The sequence below is a fragment of the Thauera sp. ZXT1-4 genome (assembly GCF_052598215.2).
Genome location: NZ_JBQWSN020000016.1, coordinates 29,983 through 45,030 on the forward strand (window position 1 = coordinate 29,983; position 15,048 = coordinate 45,030).

15 protein-coding genes are annotated in these 15,048 nt (G+C 66.4%); 7 read left to right on the top strand and 8 right to left on the bottom strand.

Annotated elements, in window-relative coordinates:
* Positions 1-92 precede the first annotated feature (92 nt).
* Positions 93-1,532, top strand: a complete 1,440-nt coding sequence (locus ACUH78_RS12905; protein WP_435750718.1) for a M48 family metalloprotease — start codon at positions 93-95, stop codon at positions 1,530-1,532.
* Between the two features lie 81 nt (positions 1,533-1,613).
* Entirely contained in the window at positions 1,614-1,844 is a 231-nt protein-coding gene (locus ACUH78_RS12910) for a sulfurtransferase TusA family protein (protein WP_418363272.1), read from the top strand.
* Positions 1,845-1,986: 142 nt separating this feature from the next.
* Here the strand turns inward: ACUH78_RS12910 and ACUH78_RS12915 are convergent, their stop codons facing one another.
* From ACUH78_RS12915 to ACUH78_RS12930, 4 genes are all read right to left on the bottom strand, one after another.
* On the bottom strand, positions 1,987-4,971 hold the full coding sequence (locus ACUH78_RS12915; RefSeq protein ID WP_445333641.1) for a valine--tRNA ligase: 2,985 nt from the start codon (positions 4,969-4,971) through the stop codon (positions 1,987-1,989).
* Positions 4,972-5,049: 78 nt separating this feature from the next.
* Entirely contained in the window at positions 5,050-5,709 is a 660-nt protein-coding gene (locus ACUH78_RS12920) for a hypothetical protein (protein ID WP_445333640.1), read from the bottom strand.
* Positions 5,706-6,146, bottom strand: a complete 441-nt coding sequence (locus ACUH78_RS12925; protein WP_418363269.1) for a DNA polymerase III subunit chi — start codon at positions 6,144-6,146, stop codon at positions 5,706-5,708. Before ACUH78_RS12925 ends, ACUH78_RS12920 begins: the two co-directional genes overlap by 4 nt.
* Before the next feature lie 17 nt (positions 6,147-6,163).
* Positions 6,164-7,663: a leucyl aminopeptidase gene (locus ACUH78_RS12930; RefSeq protein ID WP_445333639.1), complete on the bottom strand. Its 1,500-nt coding sequence runs from the start codon at positions 7,661-7,663 to the stop codon at positions 6,164-6,166.
* Between the two features lie 206 nt (positions 7,664-7,869).
* Between ACUH78_RS12930 and lptF the strand changes: the two genes are divergently transcribed.
* Both lptF and lptG read left to right on the top strand, forming a co-directional pair.
* Positions 7,870-8,952 (top strand): LPS export ABC transporter permease LptF, encoded by a 1,083-nt coding sequence (lptF, locus tag ACUH78_RS12935; RefSeq protein WP_445333638.1) that lies wholly within the window; start codon positions 7,870-7,872, stop codon positions 8,950-8,952.
* Positions 8,949-10,025 carry an LPS export ABC transporter permease LptG gene (gene lptG / locus ACUH78_RS12940; RefSeq protein WP_445333637.1) on the top strand — a complete coding sequence of 359 codons (1,077 nt, stop codon included), beginning with the start codon at positions 8,949-8,951 and terminating at the stop codon, positions 10,023-10,025. The genes lptF and lptG overlap by 4 nt, the downstream gene beginning before the upstream one ends.
* Before the next feature lie 102 nt (positions 10,026-10,127).
* Here the strand turns inward: lptG and rplS are convergent, their stop codons facing one another.
* From rplS to rpsP, 4 genes are all read right to left on the bottom strand, one after another.
* The gene (rplS, locus tag ACUH78_RS12945; RefSeq protein WP_418363265.1) at positions 10,128-10,535 is read right to left on the bottom strand and encodes a 50S ribosomal protein L19; all 408 of its coding nucleotides are present in this window, start codon (positions 10,533-10,535) and stop codon (positions 10,128-10,130) included.
* Between the two features lie 97 nt (positions 10,536-10,632).
* Complete coding sequence (gene trmD / locus ACUH78_RS12950) at positions 10,633-11,391, bottom strand: tRNA (guanosine(37)-N1)-methyltransferase TrmD (RefSeq protein ID WP_445333659.1); 759 nt, start codon at positions 11,389-11,391, stop codon at positions 10,633-10,635.
* 98 nt (positions 11,392-11,489) lie between these two features.
* The gene (rimM, locus tag ACUH78_RS12955) at positions 11,490-12,008 is read right to left on the bottom strand and encodes a ribosome maturation factor RimM (RefSeq protein ID WP_418363264.1); all 519 of its coding nucleotides are present in this window, start codon (positions 12,006-12,008) and stop codon (positions 11,490-11,492) included.
* Positions 12,009-12,039: 31 nt separating this feature from the next.
* The gene (gene rpsP, locus ACUH78_RS12960; protein WP_418363263.1) at positions 12,040-12,288 is read right to left on the bottom strand and encodes a 30S ribosomal protein S16; all 249 of its coding nucleotides are present in this window, start codon (positions 12,286-12,288) and stop codon (positions 12,040-12,042) included.
* 168 nt (positions 12,289-12,456) lie between these two features.
* Here rpsP and ACUH78_RS12965 point away from each other — a divergent pair, with 168 nt between their 5' ends.
* The 3 genes from ACUH78_RS12965 to ACUH78_RS12975 all read left to right on the top strand — a co-directional run bounded on the left by ACUH78_RS12965 (position 12,457) and on the right by ACUH78_RS12975 (position 15,022).
* On the top strand, positions 12,457-13,968 hold the full coding sequence (locus tag ACUH78_RS12965; RefSeq protein ID WP_418363262.1) for a cyclic-di-GMP receptor FimW-related protein: 1,512 nt from the start codon (positions 12,457-12,459) through the stop codon (positions 13,966-13,968).
* 110 nt (positions 13,969-14,078) lie between these two features.
* Positions 14,079-14,678 carry an NAD(P)H:quinone oxidoreductase gene (gene wrbA / locus ACUH78_RS12970; protein ID WP_418363261.1) on the top strand — a complete coding sequence of 200 codons (600 nt, stop codon included), beginning with the start codon at positions 14,079-14,081 and terminating at the stop codon, positions 14,676-14,678.
* On the top strand, positions 14,675-15,022 hold the full coding sequence (locus ACUH78_RS12975) for a DUF2069 domain-containing protein (protein WP_445333636.1): 348 nt from the start codon (positions 14,675-14,677) through the stop codon (positions 15,020-15,022). Before wrbA ends, ACUH78_RS12975 begins: the two co-directional genes overlap by 4 nt.
* Positions 15,023-15,048: the final 26 nt, after the last annotated feature.

The window sequence follows — 15,048 nt, forward strand, 5'->3', positions numbered from 1 at the left end:
GGGCGCATGCTGCACCGGACGAGGTGCCAGCAAAACACGCCGATACATCGAGTGTGGGAACGGGTTGGCGTCGGGCAGTATCATAGCATCCGATGATGCGACGACCTTTCGCCCTCCTGCTCAGTTGCGCGCTTGCGCTGCCCGCTCCGCTCAGTGCCCAGTCGTACGATCTTCCGGATCTGGGCGACGTGGCGGCTACCGAGCTTTCCCCCGCGGCCGAGCGCCGCATCGGTGAAGAGATCATCGCCCAGATCCGCTGGCGGGATGCCGCCTACCTGGATGACCCGGAGATCGAGGAATACGTCAATCGCCTCGGACATCGGCTGGCGGGGGTGAGCAACAACCCCACGCAGGACTTCGACTTCTTTGTCGTGCGCGACCCGACGCTCAACGCTTTCGCGTTGCCTGGCGGCTATATCGGTGTGCATACCGGGCTGCTGCTCGCGGCGCAGACCGAGTCGGAGTTCGCCTCGGTGCTGGGGCACGAGATCGCCCACGTCACCCAGCGCCATATCGCACAGATCGTGGGCAAGCAGAGCCAGTCGGCGATGCTGATGATGGCTTCGCTGCTGGTGGCGGTGCTGGCGGCGCGGAGCAATTCCGATGTGAGTCAGGCTGCGATCGCCGCCGGGCAGGCCGGGGCCATCCAGTCACAGCTCGGCTATACCCGCGCCTTCGAGCGCGAGGCCGATCGCGTGGGGCTGGAGACGCTGGACAAGGCGGGGATGGACGTGCGCGGCATGCCGAGCTTCTTCGAGCGTCTTCAGCGCAACACCCGGGTGTATGAGAACAACGCGCCGGCGTACCTCCGCACTCACCCGCTGACGACGGAACGTATTGCCGACATGGAGAACCGTGTCACGCGAATGCCGTACCGGCAGGTGCTCGACTCCGCCGACTTCCGCTATGCACGCGCGAAGCTGCGTGCCGATGCGGGCCAGCCCGCCGACGCGGTGCGGGACCTGGAGTCCGAAGTGGCGCGTGCGCCCCAGGCGGAGGAGATGGCCTATGGGCTCGCACGCGCGCTGCTGCGTGCAGGACGTGCCGACGATGCCCTGGTGCGTCTCGATGTGGTGCGAAAGCGTGCGCCCGCGTCCCCCTGGCTGGAAACGCTGGCTGCCGAGATCCACATCGCGCGCCGGGACGGTGCGGAAGCAGTGCGCATCCTGGATGCGGCGCGCAGGCAGTTTCCGGCCAGCCGCAGCGTGGCCTATGCGCTTGCCGATGCCCGCATCCAGGCAGGGCAGGCCGGCGAGGCCGCGAAGGCGGTGCGGCGTCTGCTTGACGATCGTAGCGGTGATCCGCGCCTGTGGCAGTTGCTCTCGCGCGCACATGCTGCGCTCGGCGAGCGTAGTGCGCAGCACCGCGCGCAGGCGGAGGTGTATGTACTGCGCGGCAGCTTGCCGGCGGCCATCGAGCAACTGGAGATCGCGCGCAAGGCGGGTGACGGCGACTTCTATCTGCTGTCTGCCGTGGATGCCCGTTTGCGCGAGCTGCAGCGCAGCCTGCAGGAAGCGCGGCGGCAGCAGTGAGTGTTTGCGGCGCTTTGCCGGTTGCCTGCCGTACTTTAGAATCGGTCGCGCTTGAAAACCCCAGAACAAAGGACGGAGAGGATGAATTTCGACAAGGAAGTGGATGCCCGTGGTCTGAACTGCCCGTTGCCCATCCTGCGTGCCAAGAAGATGCTGGCAGAGATGCTTTCGGGGCAGGTGGTGCGCGTGGTGGCGACGGATCCGGGTTCAGTCAAGGACTTCCAGGCATTTGCACGCCAGACCGGGAATGAGCTGGTCAAGCAGGGCGAGACGGCAGACAAGGCGTTCGAGTTCTTCCTGAAGCGGAAGTAGGTTTGCGGCGACGCCGGGCCACGGCGAAGCTGCCTGACGGCGTCATGGCGAACCGCATTCGCGCCTGGTTGCCGTCAGACACCAAACGGGCTGCCGCGATCAATCGGGCAGCCCGTTTGGTCTTGCCAGCGCAGATGGGTACTTAAGCGCCCAGCTTTGCCAGTTGCGGTTTCAGCTTCTCGAGGGTGGCCTTGAATCCGGCGAGGCGATCCCGCTCCTGCTGGACCACCGCGGCGGGTGCACGATCGACGAAGCTGGCGTTGCCAAGCTTGCCTTCGGCCTTGGCGATCTCGCCGTCGAGGCGGGCGATCTCCTTGCCCAGGCGTTCGCGCTCGGCAGCGACGTCGATCTCCACCTTCAGCATCAGCCGGGTCTCGCCGGCCACCGCGACCGGGGCGAGTTCGTCCGCGCCGATCTCGTCAACGATCTGCACCTCGGCGAGCTTGGCCAGGCCGGCAAGGTAGGGCGCATAAACGGCGAGCGCGGCCTTGTCGCCCGCGGCCACCAGCGGCAGGCGCTGGGCGGGGGAGATGTTCATCTCGCCGCGCAGGTTGCGGCAGGCGTAGATCATTGCCTTCAGTTCGGCGACCTTGGCCTCCGATGCCTCGTCGATGCGGCCCATGTCCGCGCGCGGGTAGCGCACGCGCATGATGCTGTCGCCGTCCTTGCGTCCGGCAAGCGGTGCCACGGTCTGCCAGAGTTCTTCGGTGATGAAGGGGATCAGCGGATGCGCCAGGCGCAGCACGGTCTCGAGTACGCGCAGCAGCGTGCGGCGGGTGGCGCGCTGCTGGGCCGCAGTGCCGGTCTGGATCTGCACCTTGGCGAGTTCCAGATACCAGTCGCAGTATTCGTCCCAGACGAACTCATACACCGTGCGCGCGACCAGGTCGAAGCGGTAGGCCTCGAACTGCGCTGCGACCTCGGCTTCGGTGCGCTGCAGGCGCGACACGATCCAGCGGTCGGCGAAGGAGAAATCGAGCACCTCGGCGGAGCAGGCGACGTTGTCGCCGATGCCGCAGTCCTGGCCCTCGCAGTTCATCAGCACGAAGCGGGTTGCGTTCCACAGCTTGTTGCAGAAGTTGCGGTAGCCCTCGCAGCGCGCGAGGTCGAACTTGATGTCGCGGCCCGGGCTGGCGAGCGAGGCGAAGGTGAAGCGCAGCGCGTCGGTGCCGAAGGCGGGGATGCCCTCAGGGAATTCCTTGCGTGTCTTCTTCTCGATGCTTTGCGCCTGCTTCGGGTTCATCAGGCCGAAGGTGCGCTTTTTGACCAGCTCGTCGAGCGCGATGCCGTCGATGAGGTCGATCGGGTCGAGCACGTTGCCCTTGGACTTGCTCATCTTCTGGCCTTCCGCGTCGCGGATGAGACCATGCACGTAGACGTGATTGAAGGGGATCTTGCCGGTGATGTGCTTGGTCATCATGACCATGCGCGCCACCCAGAAGAAGATGATGTCGAAGCCGGTGACGAGCACGGTCGAGGGCAGATAGAGGTCGAGCGCGTCGTTGCTCTTGCCGGGCCACTCGGCGGTCCAGTCCAGCGTCGAGAACGGCCACAGCGCCGACGAATACCAAGTGTCGAGCACGTCGTCTTCCTGGCGCAGGCGGCCGGCGTCGTGTCGGGCATGCAGCAGCGCCAGGCGCTCGGCGATGGCAGGGTAGTCAGCCGCGGTCTGGCCATCGCGCTGGCGCGTCTGGACCTCGGCGTTCAAGGCGTCGATCTCGGCCTGAAGCTCGGCCTTCCAGGCGCGGATCGCTTCCTCCTCGCAGGTGGCGACGTAGATCTTTCCTTCCTCGTCGTACCACGCTGGGATGCGGTGGCCCCACCACAGCTGGCGCGAGATGCACCAGTCCTGGATGTTGTTGAGCCACTGGTTGTAGGTGTTGATCCAGTTCTCGGGGTAGAACCTGATCTCGCCCGAGGCCACGACCTCAAGCGCCTTCTGAGTGATCGACTTGCCATCCGCGCCTGGCTTGGACATGGCGACGAACCACTGATCGGTGAGCATGGGCTCGATGACCACGCTGGTGCGGTCGCCGCGCGGCACCTGCAGCTTGTGTGCCTTGATCTCGAGCATCAGCCCGAGTTGCTCCAGTTCTGCGACCACCGCATCGCGCGCCGGCACGCGATCCAGGCCGGCGACCGTGGCCGGCATCGGCACGCCTTCCAGCGTGATGCCGTCGGTGGTGTAGCGTTCCGCAACCGCGGGCACGCTGCCTGCGAGCGTGAGCACCACGATCATGTCGAGCTTGTGGCGCTGGCCGACGGCGTAGTCGTTGAAGTCGTGCGCCGGGGTGACCTTGACGCAGCCGGTGCCGAACTCGCGGTCGACGTAGTCGTCGGCGATGACCGGGATGTGGCGGCCGGTGAGCGGCAGCGCAACGGTCTTGCCGATCAGGTGGGCGTAGCGTTCGTCCTCGGGGTGCACCATCACCGCGACGTCGCCGAGCAGGGTCTCGGGGCGCGTGGTGGCGACGGTCAGGCCCTTCAGCTCACCGATGGGACCGTCGCTGAACGGATACAGGATGTGGTAGAGCTTCCCGTCCTCTTCCTCGGACACCACTTCCAGATCGGACACCGCGGTGCCGAGCTTCGGATCCCAGTTCACCAGTCGCTTGCCGCGGTAGATCAGGCCCTCGTTGTAGAGGCGGACGAAGGTCTCGGTGACGGTCTTCGACAGGCCCTCGTCCATCGTGAAGCGCTCGCGCTTCCAGTCCGGGCTGGTACCCAGGCGGCGCATCTGGCGCGTGATGGTGCCGCCGGAGTACTCCTTCCACTCCCACACCTTCTCCAGGAAGCGCTCGCGGCCGAGGTCGTGTCGGCTGATGCCTTGGGCATCGAGCTGGCGCTCCACGACGATCTGGGTGGCGATGCCGGCGTGGTCGGTGCCCGGCTGCCACAGCGTGTTGTCACCCCGCATGCGATGGTAGCGGGTGAGCGCATCCATGATCGTCTGGTTGAAGCCGTGCCCCATGTGCAGCGTGCCGGTGACGTTGGGCGGCGGCAGCAGGATGCAGAAGGCGTTGGGGTTCGACTTGTCGAGTCCGGCGTCGAAATAGCCGCGGGATTCCCATTCCGGGTACCAGCGACGTTCGATGTCGGCGGGCTCGAAGCTCTTGGCCAGTTCCATGGTGTTCTACGCGCTTGTAGGCAAAGCGCGGATTATAGCGGATGCGCGCCGCGGGCCCCGATGCGCGCGCCGGCGTGTTCAGGCGCGGGGGGGCGGCGTGTCGTCGCTGTTCTGGTCGAGCAGGGCGCTGATGCGTGCGGAGATCTCCGGCAGCAGGGTGGCGCGCAGGTGGGACTGGACCTCGATCTCCAGTTGCCGGCGCACGCGATCCAGCTCGCGCGAGACGAGTTGAGGCAGCTCGGCTTCGACCCAGCGTGAAATCTCGCGGGCGACAGTTGTGTCGAGTTCGACGAGTCGCTCCGTCAGGTCTGGTAGCGGTGGCGTGCCGGCTGGGGGGCTGCCGGGGAAGACCGCATCCAGGACCGGGTCCGGCCCCTGTGTCGATGGCGCTGGGGTCGCAAAGGACGCGCTGGGTGCTGGCTGGGCTTTGATGGGGGGGGGCGCAAGGTCTTCCCAACGCAGTGGTGCGGCGAGTGGTTCGATGTGTTCGGGTTCAGCTGCGGGCTGAGGCATCGCTTCCGCCGGGCGCCAGCCCGCGGGCGGCTCGAAGTCCTCGACCACTTCGGTGAGGATGGGAAGTTCGTCGTCGTCGAGGCGCTCGTGGGCGGGCTCATGGGGGACGTTGGGTGCTGGCGCGTCGGTCCCGCGGTGACGGCGCAGCAGGGCGTCTGCCTGGTCGATCAGGTCGTCGGCACGTTCGAACTCATCGTCGTCAGGAAACGAGGACCATTTGTTCATAGCGCCTCCCTGCGTTCGGCGTCGAAGGCCTTGAGTTCGCAGCCCAACTCGCGGTAGCGCATCCAGCGCTGGCGGGCAGCGTGCCGTTCTGCAGCGTCGTGTCCGACGATCTCGACTACCATGCGGAAGGCGTCGTGCTCGGCGGGCAAATCGTCGCTGAGGTTGAGCAGCACGTCGCCATGCGGCCAGTTCGGGGCTTCCCCCGCGCATGCCAGCGTGACGGGCGTTTCGCTGGCCAGTGCATGGTCAGCGGGGACATGGGGGATGAAACTCAGCGGTTCGGCCGTCCACAGCAGCTTGTCGAGCGTACGGAGCTGCTCGGGAGTCGTGCAGCGCACCGCCACCTTGCGGCTGCGGCCGTGGGCGTTCGCGACCAGCTCGCAGGCGAGGGCGAGCCGGTCGGGCGTGTTGTGGTAGAAATGAACGCGTGCGGCCATGGCAGGACGACCGTTGCTCAAGCCTTTCTGGCGGCGCGGCCGATCAGGAAGGACGACAGCAGCGGCACCGGACGGCCGGTGGCGCCCTTGGCGTCGCCCGACACCCAGGCAGTGCCCGCGATGTCGAGATGCGCCCATTTGTAGGCCTTGGCGAAGCGCGACAGGAAGCAGGCAGCGGTGATCGTGCCGGCGTAGCGGCCGCCGATGTTGCCCATGTCGGCGAAGTTGCTCTTGAGTAGCTCCTGATACTCCTCCCACAGCGGCAGCTGCCATGCGCGGTCGCCGGATTCGGTGCCGCGGCGCAGGATCTCGGCGGCGAGCTCGTCATCGTTTGCGAGCAGTCCGCTCGGGATCTTGCCGAGCGCGACCACGCAGGCGCCGGTGAGGGTGGCGATGTCGATCACGCACTCGGGCTTGAAGCGCTCGGCGTAGGTGAGCGCATCGCACAGGATCAGGCGGCCTTCGGCGTCCGTGTTGAGCACCTCGATGGTCTGCCCCGACATCGAGGTGACGACATCGCCCGGCTTGGTGGCGCCGCCACCGGGCATGTTCTCGGTGGTGGGGACGAGACCGACGAGGTTGATGGGCAGGCCCATCTGTGCGATCGCCTTGAAGGTACCGAGCACGCTGGCGGCGCCACACATGTCGAACTTCATCTCGTCCATCTCGGCGGCGGGTTTCAGCGAGATGCCGCCGGTGTCGAAGGTGATGCCCTTGCCGACCAGCACGATGGGCTTTGCCTTGGTCTTGCCGCCCTTGTAGTGCATGACGATGAACTTGGGTGGCTGGTGCGAGCCGCGGGCCACCGACAGCAAGGCGCCCATGCCGAGCTTTTCCATGTCGGCGCGTTCGAGCACTTCGACGTCGAACTTGTACTGCTTGCCGAGCGCCACTGCGGTTTCGGCCAGATGCGTGGGGGTGCAGAGGTTGCCGGGCAGGTTGCCGAGATCCTTCGCCAGCGCCATGCCGGTGGCGATCGCCTGCCCCTGCAGCACGGCAGTGTCGAGCCCGGCGTCGAGTTCGCTGCTGACGAGCAGGGTGAGCTTCTTCGTGCCGCGGTGCTTCCTGTCCTTCTTCTTGTCGGTCTTGAGCGCGTCGAAGCGGTAGGCGCCGTCGGCGAGGATGCGCGCGGCCTGCTGCAGGCGCCAGGGCAGGTCACGGCCGCTTGGCCCCACCTCCGCGAGCGTGATCACGGTGTCCTTCGCCGGACTGGAGGCGAGCACCTTCGCGGTGGCGCTCAGCGCGTCACGGTAGGCCTTGTCGCTGAACGCGTCTTCCGTGCCCAGGCAGACAAGCAGAACGCGCTCCGCGTGCGTGCCATGCACGTCGTGCAGCAACAGCGTGGAGCCGGCCTTGTCCTCGAGATCCCCGCGCTTGAGCAGGGCGGAAACGAGCCCTTGCGCCGCATCGTCGACGACTGCGCTGAGAGGGGGGAGCTTGCTGCCGGCGAACACGCCGAGCACCAGCAGGCCGGTCTTCAGCTGTGCCGGGTTGCCGGTCTTTATGGTAAATTCCATCCGCTTTTTCCTTGTAAATACGCCGGTTTCGGATTGCGGTCGATTATGGCCCGTTCGCAAGCAGGGCGTCAAAAAGGCTTCCCGTCTGCATCCGCGCGAGCTGCGCGGCGGGGTGCCGCGTTCCGGTACCGCATCTTGCCCCGCTTCCCGTCTCCTCCGCCTCCTTCTTCGCTGCTTCTTCCGAGCCGATCCGGGCTCGTCGTCCGATGATCTTCCGTCGTGCCTTGCAACGGGAGCTCGCGCAGACGGCAGCCGCGGTGTTCGTTGCCCTGTTCGCGATCCTGATCTCCACCGTGCTCATCCGCCTGCTCGGCCAGGCGGCAGGGGGCAGCGTGCCGGCCGATGCGGTCGCTGCGCTGATCGGCTTCGGGGCGCTCGCGCAGATGCCGACGGTCCTGACGCTGACGCTCTTCATTGCCATCCTGGTTTCCCTTTCGCGCAGTTACCGTGACTCCGAGATGGTCGTGTGGTTCGCTGCGGGTGTGCCGCTGACGTCCTGGATCCGGCCGGTGCTGATCTTTGCCCTGCCGCTGGTGCTGGTGATTGGCGCCGGGGCGCTCTATCTGTCCCCCTGGGCGCAGCAGAAGAGCGGCGAATACCGCGCGCGGCTGGACAGTCGCGACGATACGCAGCGTGTCGCGCCAGGCGTGTTTCGTGAATCCTCCAGCGCGCAGCGCGTGTTCTTCGTGGAAGTGGGGGCGGGCGAAGACGGGCGCGTGCGCAACGTGTTCGTCAGCGAGCAGACACGCTCGGGCGGGCTGGTCGTGATCGTGTCGTCCGAAGGCTTCCTGCGCAGTGATGGCGAGGGACGGCGCTACGTGGTGCTGGAGAACGGACGGCGCTATGACGGCACCCCGGGTACGCCGGCGTTCCGCGTGATGGAGTTCGGTCGCTACGAGGTGCAACTGGAGCAGAAGCAGGTCACCAGCCAGCTCGCCCGCACGCGCGCGCAGCCGACCGCATTGCTGCTGGCGCAGCAGGACAAGCGCAGCCTGGGCGAACTGGTCGGGCGCATCGGCGTACCGGTCGTGGCGCTGCTGCTAGCGCTGCTGGCCATTCCGCTCTCCTTTGTCAATCCTCGCGCCGGGCGGACCAATAACATGCTTATCGCGCTGCTCGTCTATCTGCTCTACAGCAACGCGATCTCGGTGTTCCAGTCCTGGGTGACGCAGGGGCGGGTTGGTTTTGTCCCGGGCCTGTTGCTGCCGCATCTGGTGGTGCTCGGTGCGCTCGGGCTGCTGTTCTACACGCGGCTCGCCGTGTCACCGTTCTGGCGGAGGCGTACATGAGCGCGGTGCTGCTGCGCTATCTCGCGCGGGAAATCTTCGGCTCGACCCTGCTGGTGCTGGTCGCCTTCCTCGGCCTGTTCGCCTTCTTCGACCTCATCAACGAGCTCGAGGACATCGGCAAGGGGGGCTATACGCTCTACCAGGCGGTGATCTATGTGGTGCTGACCCTGCCGGCGCGGGTCTACGAGCTGATGCCGATCGCGGTGCTGATCGGTAGCCTCTATGCGCTGGCGACGCTGGCGCGGCATTCCGAGATTACGGTGATGCGTGCCTCGGGCATGTCGAACGGCGCGTTGATGCGCACCCTGGGCCTGATCGGCGTGGTGTTCGTCGCCCTGGTGTTCCTGATCGGTGAGTACGTCGCGCCCCCTGCCGAGTCGGCGGCGGAGGAGTGGAAGCTCAACGCAACCAAGGCCACCGTGTCGCAGCAACTTCGCTCCGGGCTGTGGGTGAAGGATGGGCGGCAGGTGATCAACGTGCGTACGCTGATGCCGGATCGCACGCTGCGCAACGCGCGCATCTACACCTTCGACGAGAACTATGCCCTCGTCTCCATCGCCGAGGCCAGCCAGGGCGTGTTCGACGGGCAGGGTGAATGGAAGTTGCTCGAGGTCGCCCGTACCCGCTTTCACGGTGACCGCACCGAGGTCGAGCACCTGCCGGAAATCGCGTGGAAGTCAGAGCTCACGCCGGAAGTGCTGGGTGTGCTGATGGTGTCGCCGGAGCACATGCAGCTTGGGAGGTTGTGGACCTACATCAAGCACCTGCGCGACAACGGTCAGAATTCGGACCGTTTCGAGATCGCGCTGTGGAAGAAGATCATCTACCCCTTCGCCGTGCTCGTGATGATGGCGCTGGCCATGCCATTCGGTTTCATCCATGACCGCATGGGCGGCGCGAGCGCGCGCATCTTCATGGGGGTCATGCTGGGGGTGGGCTTCCACCTGCTCAACGGCTTGTTCTCCAACCTTGGCATGATCAACGCCTGGCCGCCGGTCATGGCCGCGCTGACGCCGAGCCTGATCTTCCTTGCTGCGGCCGCCTGGCTGATGCACTACGTCGAGCGCCGTTGAGCGCAGACGCTGCCGCTTGGGAAGGCGCGGCATTGGATATGCCGGTGAACGAAAAAACGGGCCCGAAGGCCCGTTGCGAGAAGTGACCGCAGCGCGCTGCGATCAGCCTTCCTGTTGCTGCTGGGCGGCGCGCTTTGCAGCGGCTGCCTTGTAGTCCAGCTTTTCCTTGATGCGAGCCGACTTGCCCGAGCGCTGGCGCAGGTAGTACAGCTTGGCGCGACGCACGTCACCACGACGCTTGACCTCGATGCCGGCGACCAGCGGCGAGTAGGTCTGGAACGTACGCTCGACGCCCTCGCCCGAGGAGATCTTGCGGACGATGAAGGAGGAGTTGAGGCCACGGTTGCGCTTGGCGATCACCACGCCCTCGTAGGCCTGCAGACGCTCGCGGTTGCCTTCCTTGACCTTCACCTGGACGACCACGGTGTCACCGGGGCCGAAGGCGGGGATGGTCTTGCCGGCGGCGACGCGGGCGATCTCTTCCTGCTCGAGTTGCTGAATCAGGTTCATTGCAAAAACTCCATCGATGTTATCGGCCTTCCGCCATCTGCGTCGGCCTGGCCGCAGAGCAGGTCGCAACCTGGTACGTGCCGTTTGTGTAAGGGGTTCAGGTCTGCCGACCTTCCGCCCCGGCTTGCTCCTGCCTGAACTCCTCAAGCAGTTTCAATTCGGTCTTGCTCAGCTGGCGCAACCCGAGCAGGTCGGGTCTGCGCTGCCAGGTGCGGCCCAGCGCCTGCTTGAGCCGCCAGCGGCGGATCGCCGCGTGGTTGCCCGACAACAGCACATCGGGCACCCGATCGTTCTCGTACAGCTCTGGCCGCGTGTAGTGCGGACAGTCCAGCAGGCCGTCGGCAAAGGAGTCTTCCTGTGCCGAGTCGGCCGTATTCAGTGCGCCGGGCAGCTGACGCACGATCGCGTCGAGCAGTACCATCGCCGGCAATTCCCCGCCCGACAGCACGAAGTCGCCGAGCGAGAGTTCTTCATCGACCTCACGCTCGATCAGGCGCTGATCCACGCCTTCATAGCGTCCGCAGAGCAACACCAGCCCAGGCTCTGCAGCCAGTTCCATCACCACTGCCTGGTCCAGCCTTCGACCCTGCGGCGACAGGTAGATTACCCGTCCGCTGCGCCCTAGCGCCTGTTCCTGCGCCGTGCGCGCCGCAGCGATCGCCTGTGCGAGCGGCTCGACCAGCATCACCATGCCCGGACCGCCACCATAGGGGCGGTCGTCCACGGTGCGGTGCGGGTCGCTGGTGAAGTCGCGCGGGTTGTGGAGCCCCATGGCGTACAGCCCGCGATCGATCGCCCTTCGTGTGATGCCGCTTCCGGTGAGGGCCGCGAACATCTCGGGGAAGAGCGTAATCACGTCGTAGCGACGTTGCCCACCTTCGATGCCCTTCGGCGCTCCTTCCTGCGTAGCGTCCGTGGAGGCTTGCGCTTCGACCGGAAGCGTGCAAGTCCGCGTCACCAGTCTTTTTCCCAGCTCACCCGGATGCGCCGGGCAGCCAGATCTACGTCCAGCACGTAGGCGGCGACAAAGGGAATCAGGCGTTCCACGCTCCCTTCGCCTTCACCTTCCTGCAATTGCAGCACGTCATGGGCACCGGTCGAAACCAGTCCCTTCACCGTGCCCAGCGCTTCACCGGCCTCGTTCTCGACCGCCAGGCCGACAAGGTCGCCCCAGTAGTATTCGCCCTCGGCCGGCTTGGGCAAGGCTTCGCGCGGCGCGGCGATGTAAAAGCCATCGATCGCTTCTGCGGACGACCGATCGGGGACCTCGGTCAGCGCGGCGACGAGCCCCTTGCCGTGCGCGCGGCAGGCCGCGAGCGTGTATTGCTTCCATTGGGAAGCCGGCGCAGCGTCGTCGCTGCTCAGCCACCAGTGGGACATCTTGCGCCACGACAGTGGATCGTCACCGAAGGGGTGGATCTTGACCCACCCTTGAACGCCAAAAGGGGCGACGATGCGCCCCAGTACGATCATGCTTCGTTCCGCCGTGGCAGACCGCAGCCGATCAAGCAGCCTTGGCGGCCTGCTTGACGAGGCGGGCAACCGTCGGCGACAGCTGGGCGCCGTTCTGCTGCCAGTAGGCCAGGCGCTCGGTGTTGATCACCAGGCTCTGTTCGGCGCCGGCAGCGATCGGGTTGTAGTAACCGACACGCTCGATGAAGCGACCGTCGCGACGATTGCGCGAATCAGCAACGACCATGTTGAAGAACGGGCGCTTTTTGGCGCCACCACGGGCAAGGCGAATGACGACCATCTGTTATTCCTGATCGGTGGATGCGAAAAACCGCGGAGTATAGGCCTTTGCTCCCGAGACGGCAAGAATAATGCGCAACTTTCCTGTGCATGGAGATGGGCCGAAAGGGCCGCTTCCCCGTAGCGGTGGAGCAGATAGAATGCGGTGTGCCCGACAGCGCGACCGACCATGAACACGTCCCCACTTCTTTCCGACGAAGCCCAGGCCCTGCTCGACCTGTTCGAGGATCGGGCTTTTGCGCCTTCGGTCGAGGGCCTCGAGGCCCTGCGCGATCCGCTTTGCGCGGTCCTGCAGAGGGGCGGTGCGCTGGAGGGGGGAGGTGTCCGTGTCGGCGTGGCGGCGGTGTCCTTTCTGCGGCGACTCTGCGCGGATTATCGCGCCGAGGCGGCGGGCTGCCCGCTGCCGCTTGACGAGGCGCTGTTCGCACGCCAGGCGGCATTGGGCTCCTTGTTGATTGCTGTTTCGGGCGGGTTGCTCCAGTTTGTCGAATCCGGTGCCGGGGGCAGTGCATCCGAACGGGATGCGGCCGCTGCGCACGCTTTCGAGGCGGTGCTCGAAGTCTTCCGTGTCGCGGGGCTCGCGGCGTCGGACGTGCCCGAGGGCAGTTGGCGGCTCGCACATCGACTCGCGCGCTCTACGGGGATCGGCACGGCTGCCGGGCAGCGCCTCGCGCCCTGGTATCTGCGCCTGCTCACGCTTGCCGCTTCACAGCCCGATGCGCTGACCGGCCGGGAACTCGTGTGGCTGTTCGATTTCCTCGATGAGCGCCTGCTCTCGGTTGCCGATCTTACGCGGAGCAGCCCGGCGGCGACTGCGGCGCAGTGGTGGGTGGACCTGGCGGGCGACGCTCCACCGGTGGCGGTCGCGCGCAGGCCTGTGCCGGCCGAGCGGGAGGGTAGCTCCGAGATCTGGTCCTTCAATCCCAGGCCGATGGCGCAGCGCTTGGGCGAGTGTATTGATTGGGTAACGGCGAACCTGACTGCCGCGGAGCTTGCCGGCGCCCAGGACGAACTTGCGCCGGAGGCGCTGCAGGGCGCGGGTCTGCCGCCCGGGCTGAAGGTCCTCGAGGCGCTCGCGCTGCTCAAGCGCTTGCGTGGTCTGTGGATGGCCGTTCCGGTGCGGGAGCAGCCGCGTCGCGCCCGGCACTATGCAGTCCAGGTGTGCGTCGGGCTGCATGCGATGTGGTTGCTGGGAAAGGATGCTGCGCGCCCGCTGGCCGGCATCCAGAAGTGGGAGGTCATCAACGAGAGCCCGGGTGGGCTTGCGATCATGAGCGTTGCCGGCGTCCGGGGAGAGATTGAATCGGGCTCCACACTGGCTCTGCGGCGCGACGCCGAACAGCCTTGGTCCATCTGCATCGTGCGTTGGGCGCGCAGCGAGCACCCGGGGCAACTCGAGCTTGGCTTGCAGATCGTCGGCATCGGTTTTCAGCCGGTGGAGGTCGGTTTTCGCGGCCGGGCCGCGAAGAAGCTTGAGCCCGCGCTCGCCCTTCCGGCGATGGAGCCCGTGCGGCGCCATCCCGCCATGCTTGCGCCCGCTGGCACCTATGCTTCGCGCCGCTTTGTGTTCGTGCGCGAGGGCGCGTCGCTCTACATCGCGCAGGCGCGTGCGCTCGGACTCGACATGCAGACCTCGCGTGTCGAACTGTTCCAGTACGAGCTCGATCCGTATCCGATCTGATCCGGCGCCCGCGAGTCGGGATCCGAGGTCCGGAGCCCGTTACCCGGAACCCGCAGGGCTGCCGGGGGACGAAGGGTATAATTCGCCCCCCGCCCTGGAACACAGCCCCCATGCACGAAATCCTCGTTCTCTACTACAGCCATCGCGGCTCGGTACGCGCGCTCGCCGAACAGATCGCCGTTGGCATCCATCAGGTCCCCGGGGCGTGTGCGCGGGTCAGGACTGTGCCGAGGGTTTCCACCGTGTGCGAGGCGGTGGAGGACGACATCCCGGCGGATGGCCCGCCCTACGTCGAGGTCGCCGATCTTGAGGCCTGCATCGGGCTCGCACTGGGCAGTCCGACGCGGTTCGGCAACATGGCGGCGCCGATGAAGTATTTCCTGGATGGCCTCGCTGGCGCGTGGGTCAACGGCGCGCTCGAGGGCAAGCCGGCCTGCGTGTTCACGTCCTCGGCGAGCATGCACGGTGGTCAGGAGAGCACGCTGCTGAGCATGATGCTGCCGCTCTTTCATCACGGAATGCTGGTCATGGGGCTGCCCTTCAGCGAGGGGGTGCTGAGCAGCACACGCTCGGGCGGCACGCCCTACGGGGCGAGCCATGTGGCGGGGGGGGACGGGCAACCCGAGCCCAGCACCGACGAGGTTCATCTGGCGCAGGCGCAGGGCAGGCGGCTGGCAGAGACGGCGCTGCGCCTGGCGGGTGTGCGATGAGTGCGCAATCGCTGTCCAGGCTTTCCAGCGTCCTGCTGCTGTCCCTGATCGCGCTCTGTGTGGTGTGGGAAGGCTGGCTCGCGCCGCTGCGACCGGGCGGGTCGTGGATGATGCTGAAGGCGCTGCCCTTGCTCCCGGCGGTGTTCGGTATGCTGCGCGGGCGTCGCTATACCTCGCAGTGGCTGTCGATGCTCTCGCTGCTGTACTTCACCGAGGGCGTATTGCGCGCCACGGATCCCGGTCTCACCGGACTGTTCGCAATCGTGGAGATTGCGCTTTCGGTCGCGCTGTTTGCCAGCACCATGTTGCACGCGCGCGCTACCGCGCCGTCGCGGATGCAGTGACGCGGGGGAGGAAGGGGCAGGGGGCT

Coding starts and splice junctions, on each gene's coding strand:
- ACUH78_RS12905 (WP_435750718.1), top strand. CDS start 93: ATGATGCGACGACCTTTCGCCCTCCTGCTCAGTTGCGCGCTTGCGCTG.
- ACUH78_RS12910 (WP_418363272.1), top strand. CDS start 1,614: ATGAATTTCGACAAGGAAGTGGATGCCCGTGGTCTGAACTGCCCGTTG.
- ACUH78_RS12915 (WP_445333641.1), bottom strand. CDS start 4,971: ATGGAACTGGCCAAGAGCTTCGAGCCCGCCGACATCGAACGTCGCTGG.
- ACUH78_RS12920 (WP_445333640.1), bottom strand. CDS start 5,709: ATGAACAAATGGTCCTCGTTTCCTGACGACGATGAGTTCGAACGTGCC.
- ACUH78_RS12925 (WP_418363269.1), bottom strand. CDS start 6,146: ATGGCCGCACGCGTTCATTTCTACCACAACACGCCCGACCGGCTCGCC.
- ACUH78_RS12930 (WP_445333639.1), bottom strand. CDS start 7,663: ATGGAATTTACCATAAAGACCGGCAACCCGGCACAGCTGAAGACCGGC.
- lptF (WP_445333638.1), top strand. CDS start 7,870: ATGATCTTCCGTCGTGCCTTGCAACGGGAGCTCGCGCAGACGGCAGCC.
- lptG (WP_445333637.1), top strand. CDS start 8,949: ATGAGCGCGGTGCTGCTGCGCTATCTCGCGCGGGAAATCTTCGGCTCG.
- rplS (WP_418363265.1), bottom strand. CDS start 10,535: ATGAACCTGATTCAGCAACTCGAGCAGGAAGAGATCGCCCGCGTCGCC.
- rimM (WP_418363264.1), bottom strand. CDS start 12,008: ATGATCGTACTGGGGCGCATCGTCGCCCCTTTTGGCGTTCAAGGGTGG.
- rpsP (WP_418363263.1), bottom strand. CDS start 12,288: ATGGTCGTCATTCGCCTTGCCCGTGGTGGCGCCAAAAAGCGCCCGTTC.
- ACUH78_RS12965 (WP_418363262.1), top strand. CDS start 12,457: ATGAACACGTCCCCACTTCTTTCCGACGAAGCCCAGGCCCTGCTCGAC.
- wrbA (WP_418363261.1), top strand. CDS start 14,079: ATGCACGAAATCCTCGTTCTCTACTACAGCCATCGCGGCTCGGTACGC.
- ACUH78_RS12975 (WP_445333636.1), top strand. CDS start 14,675: ATGAGTGCGCAATCGCTGTCCAGGCTTTCCAGCGTCCTGCTGCTGTCC.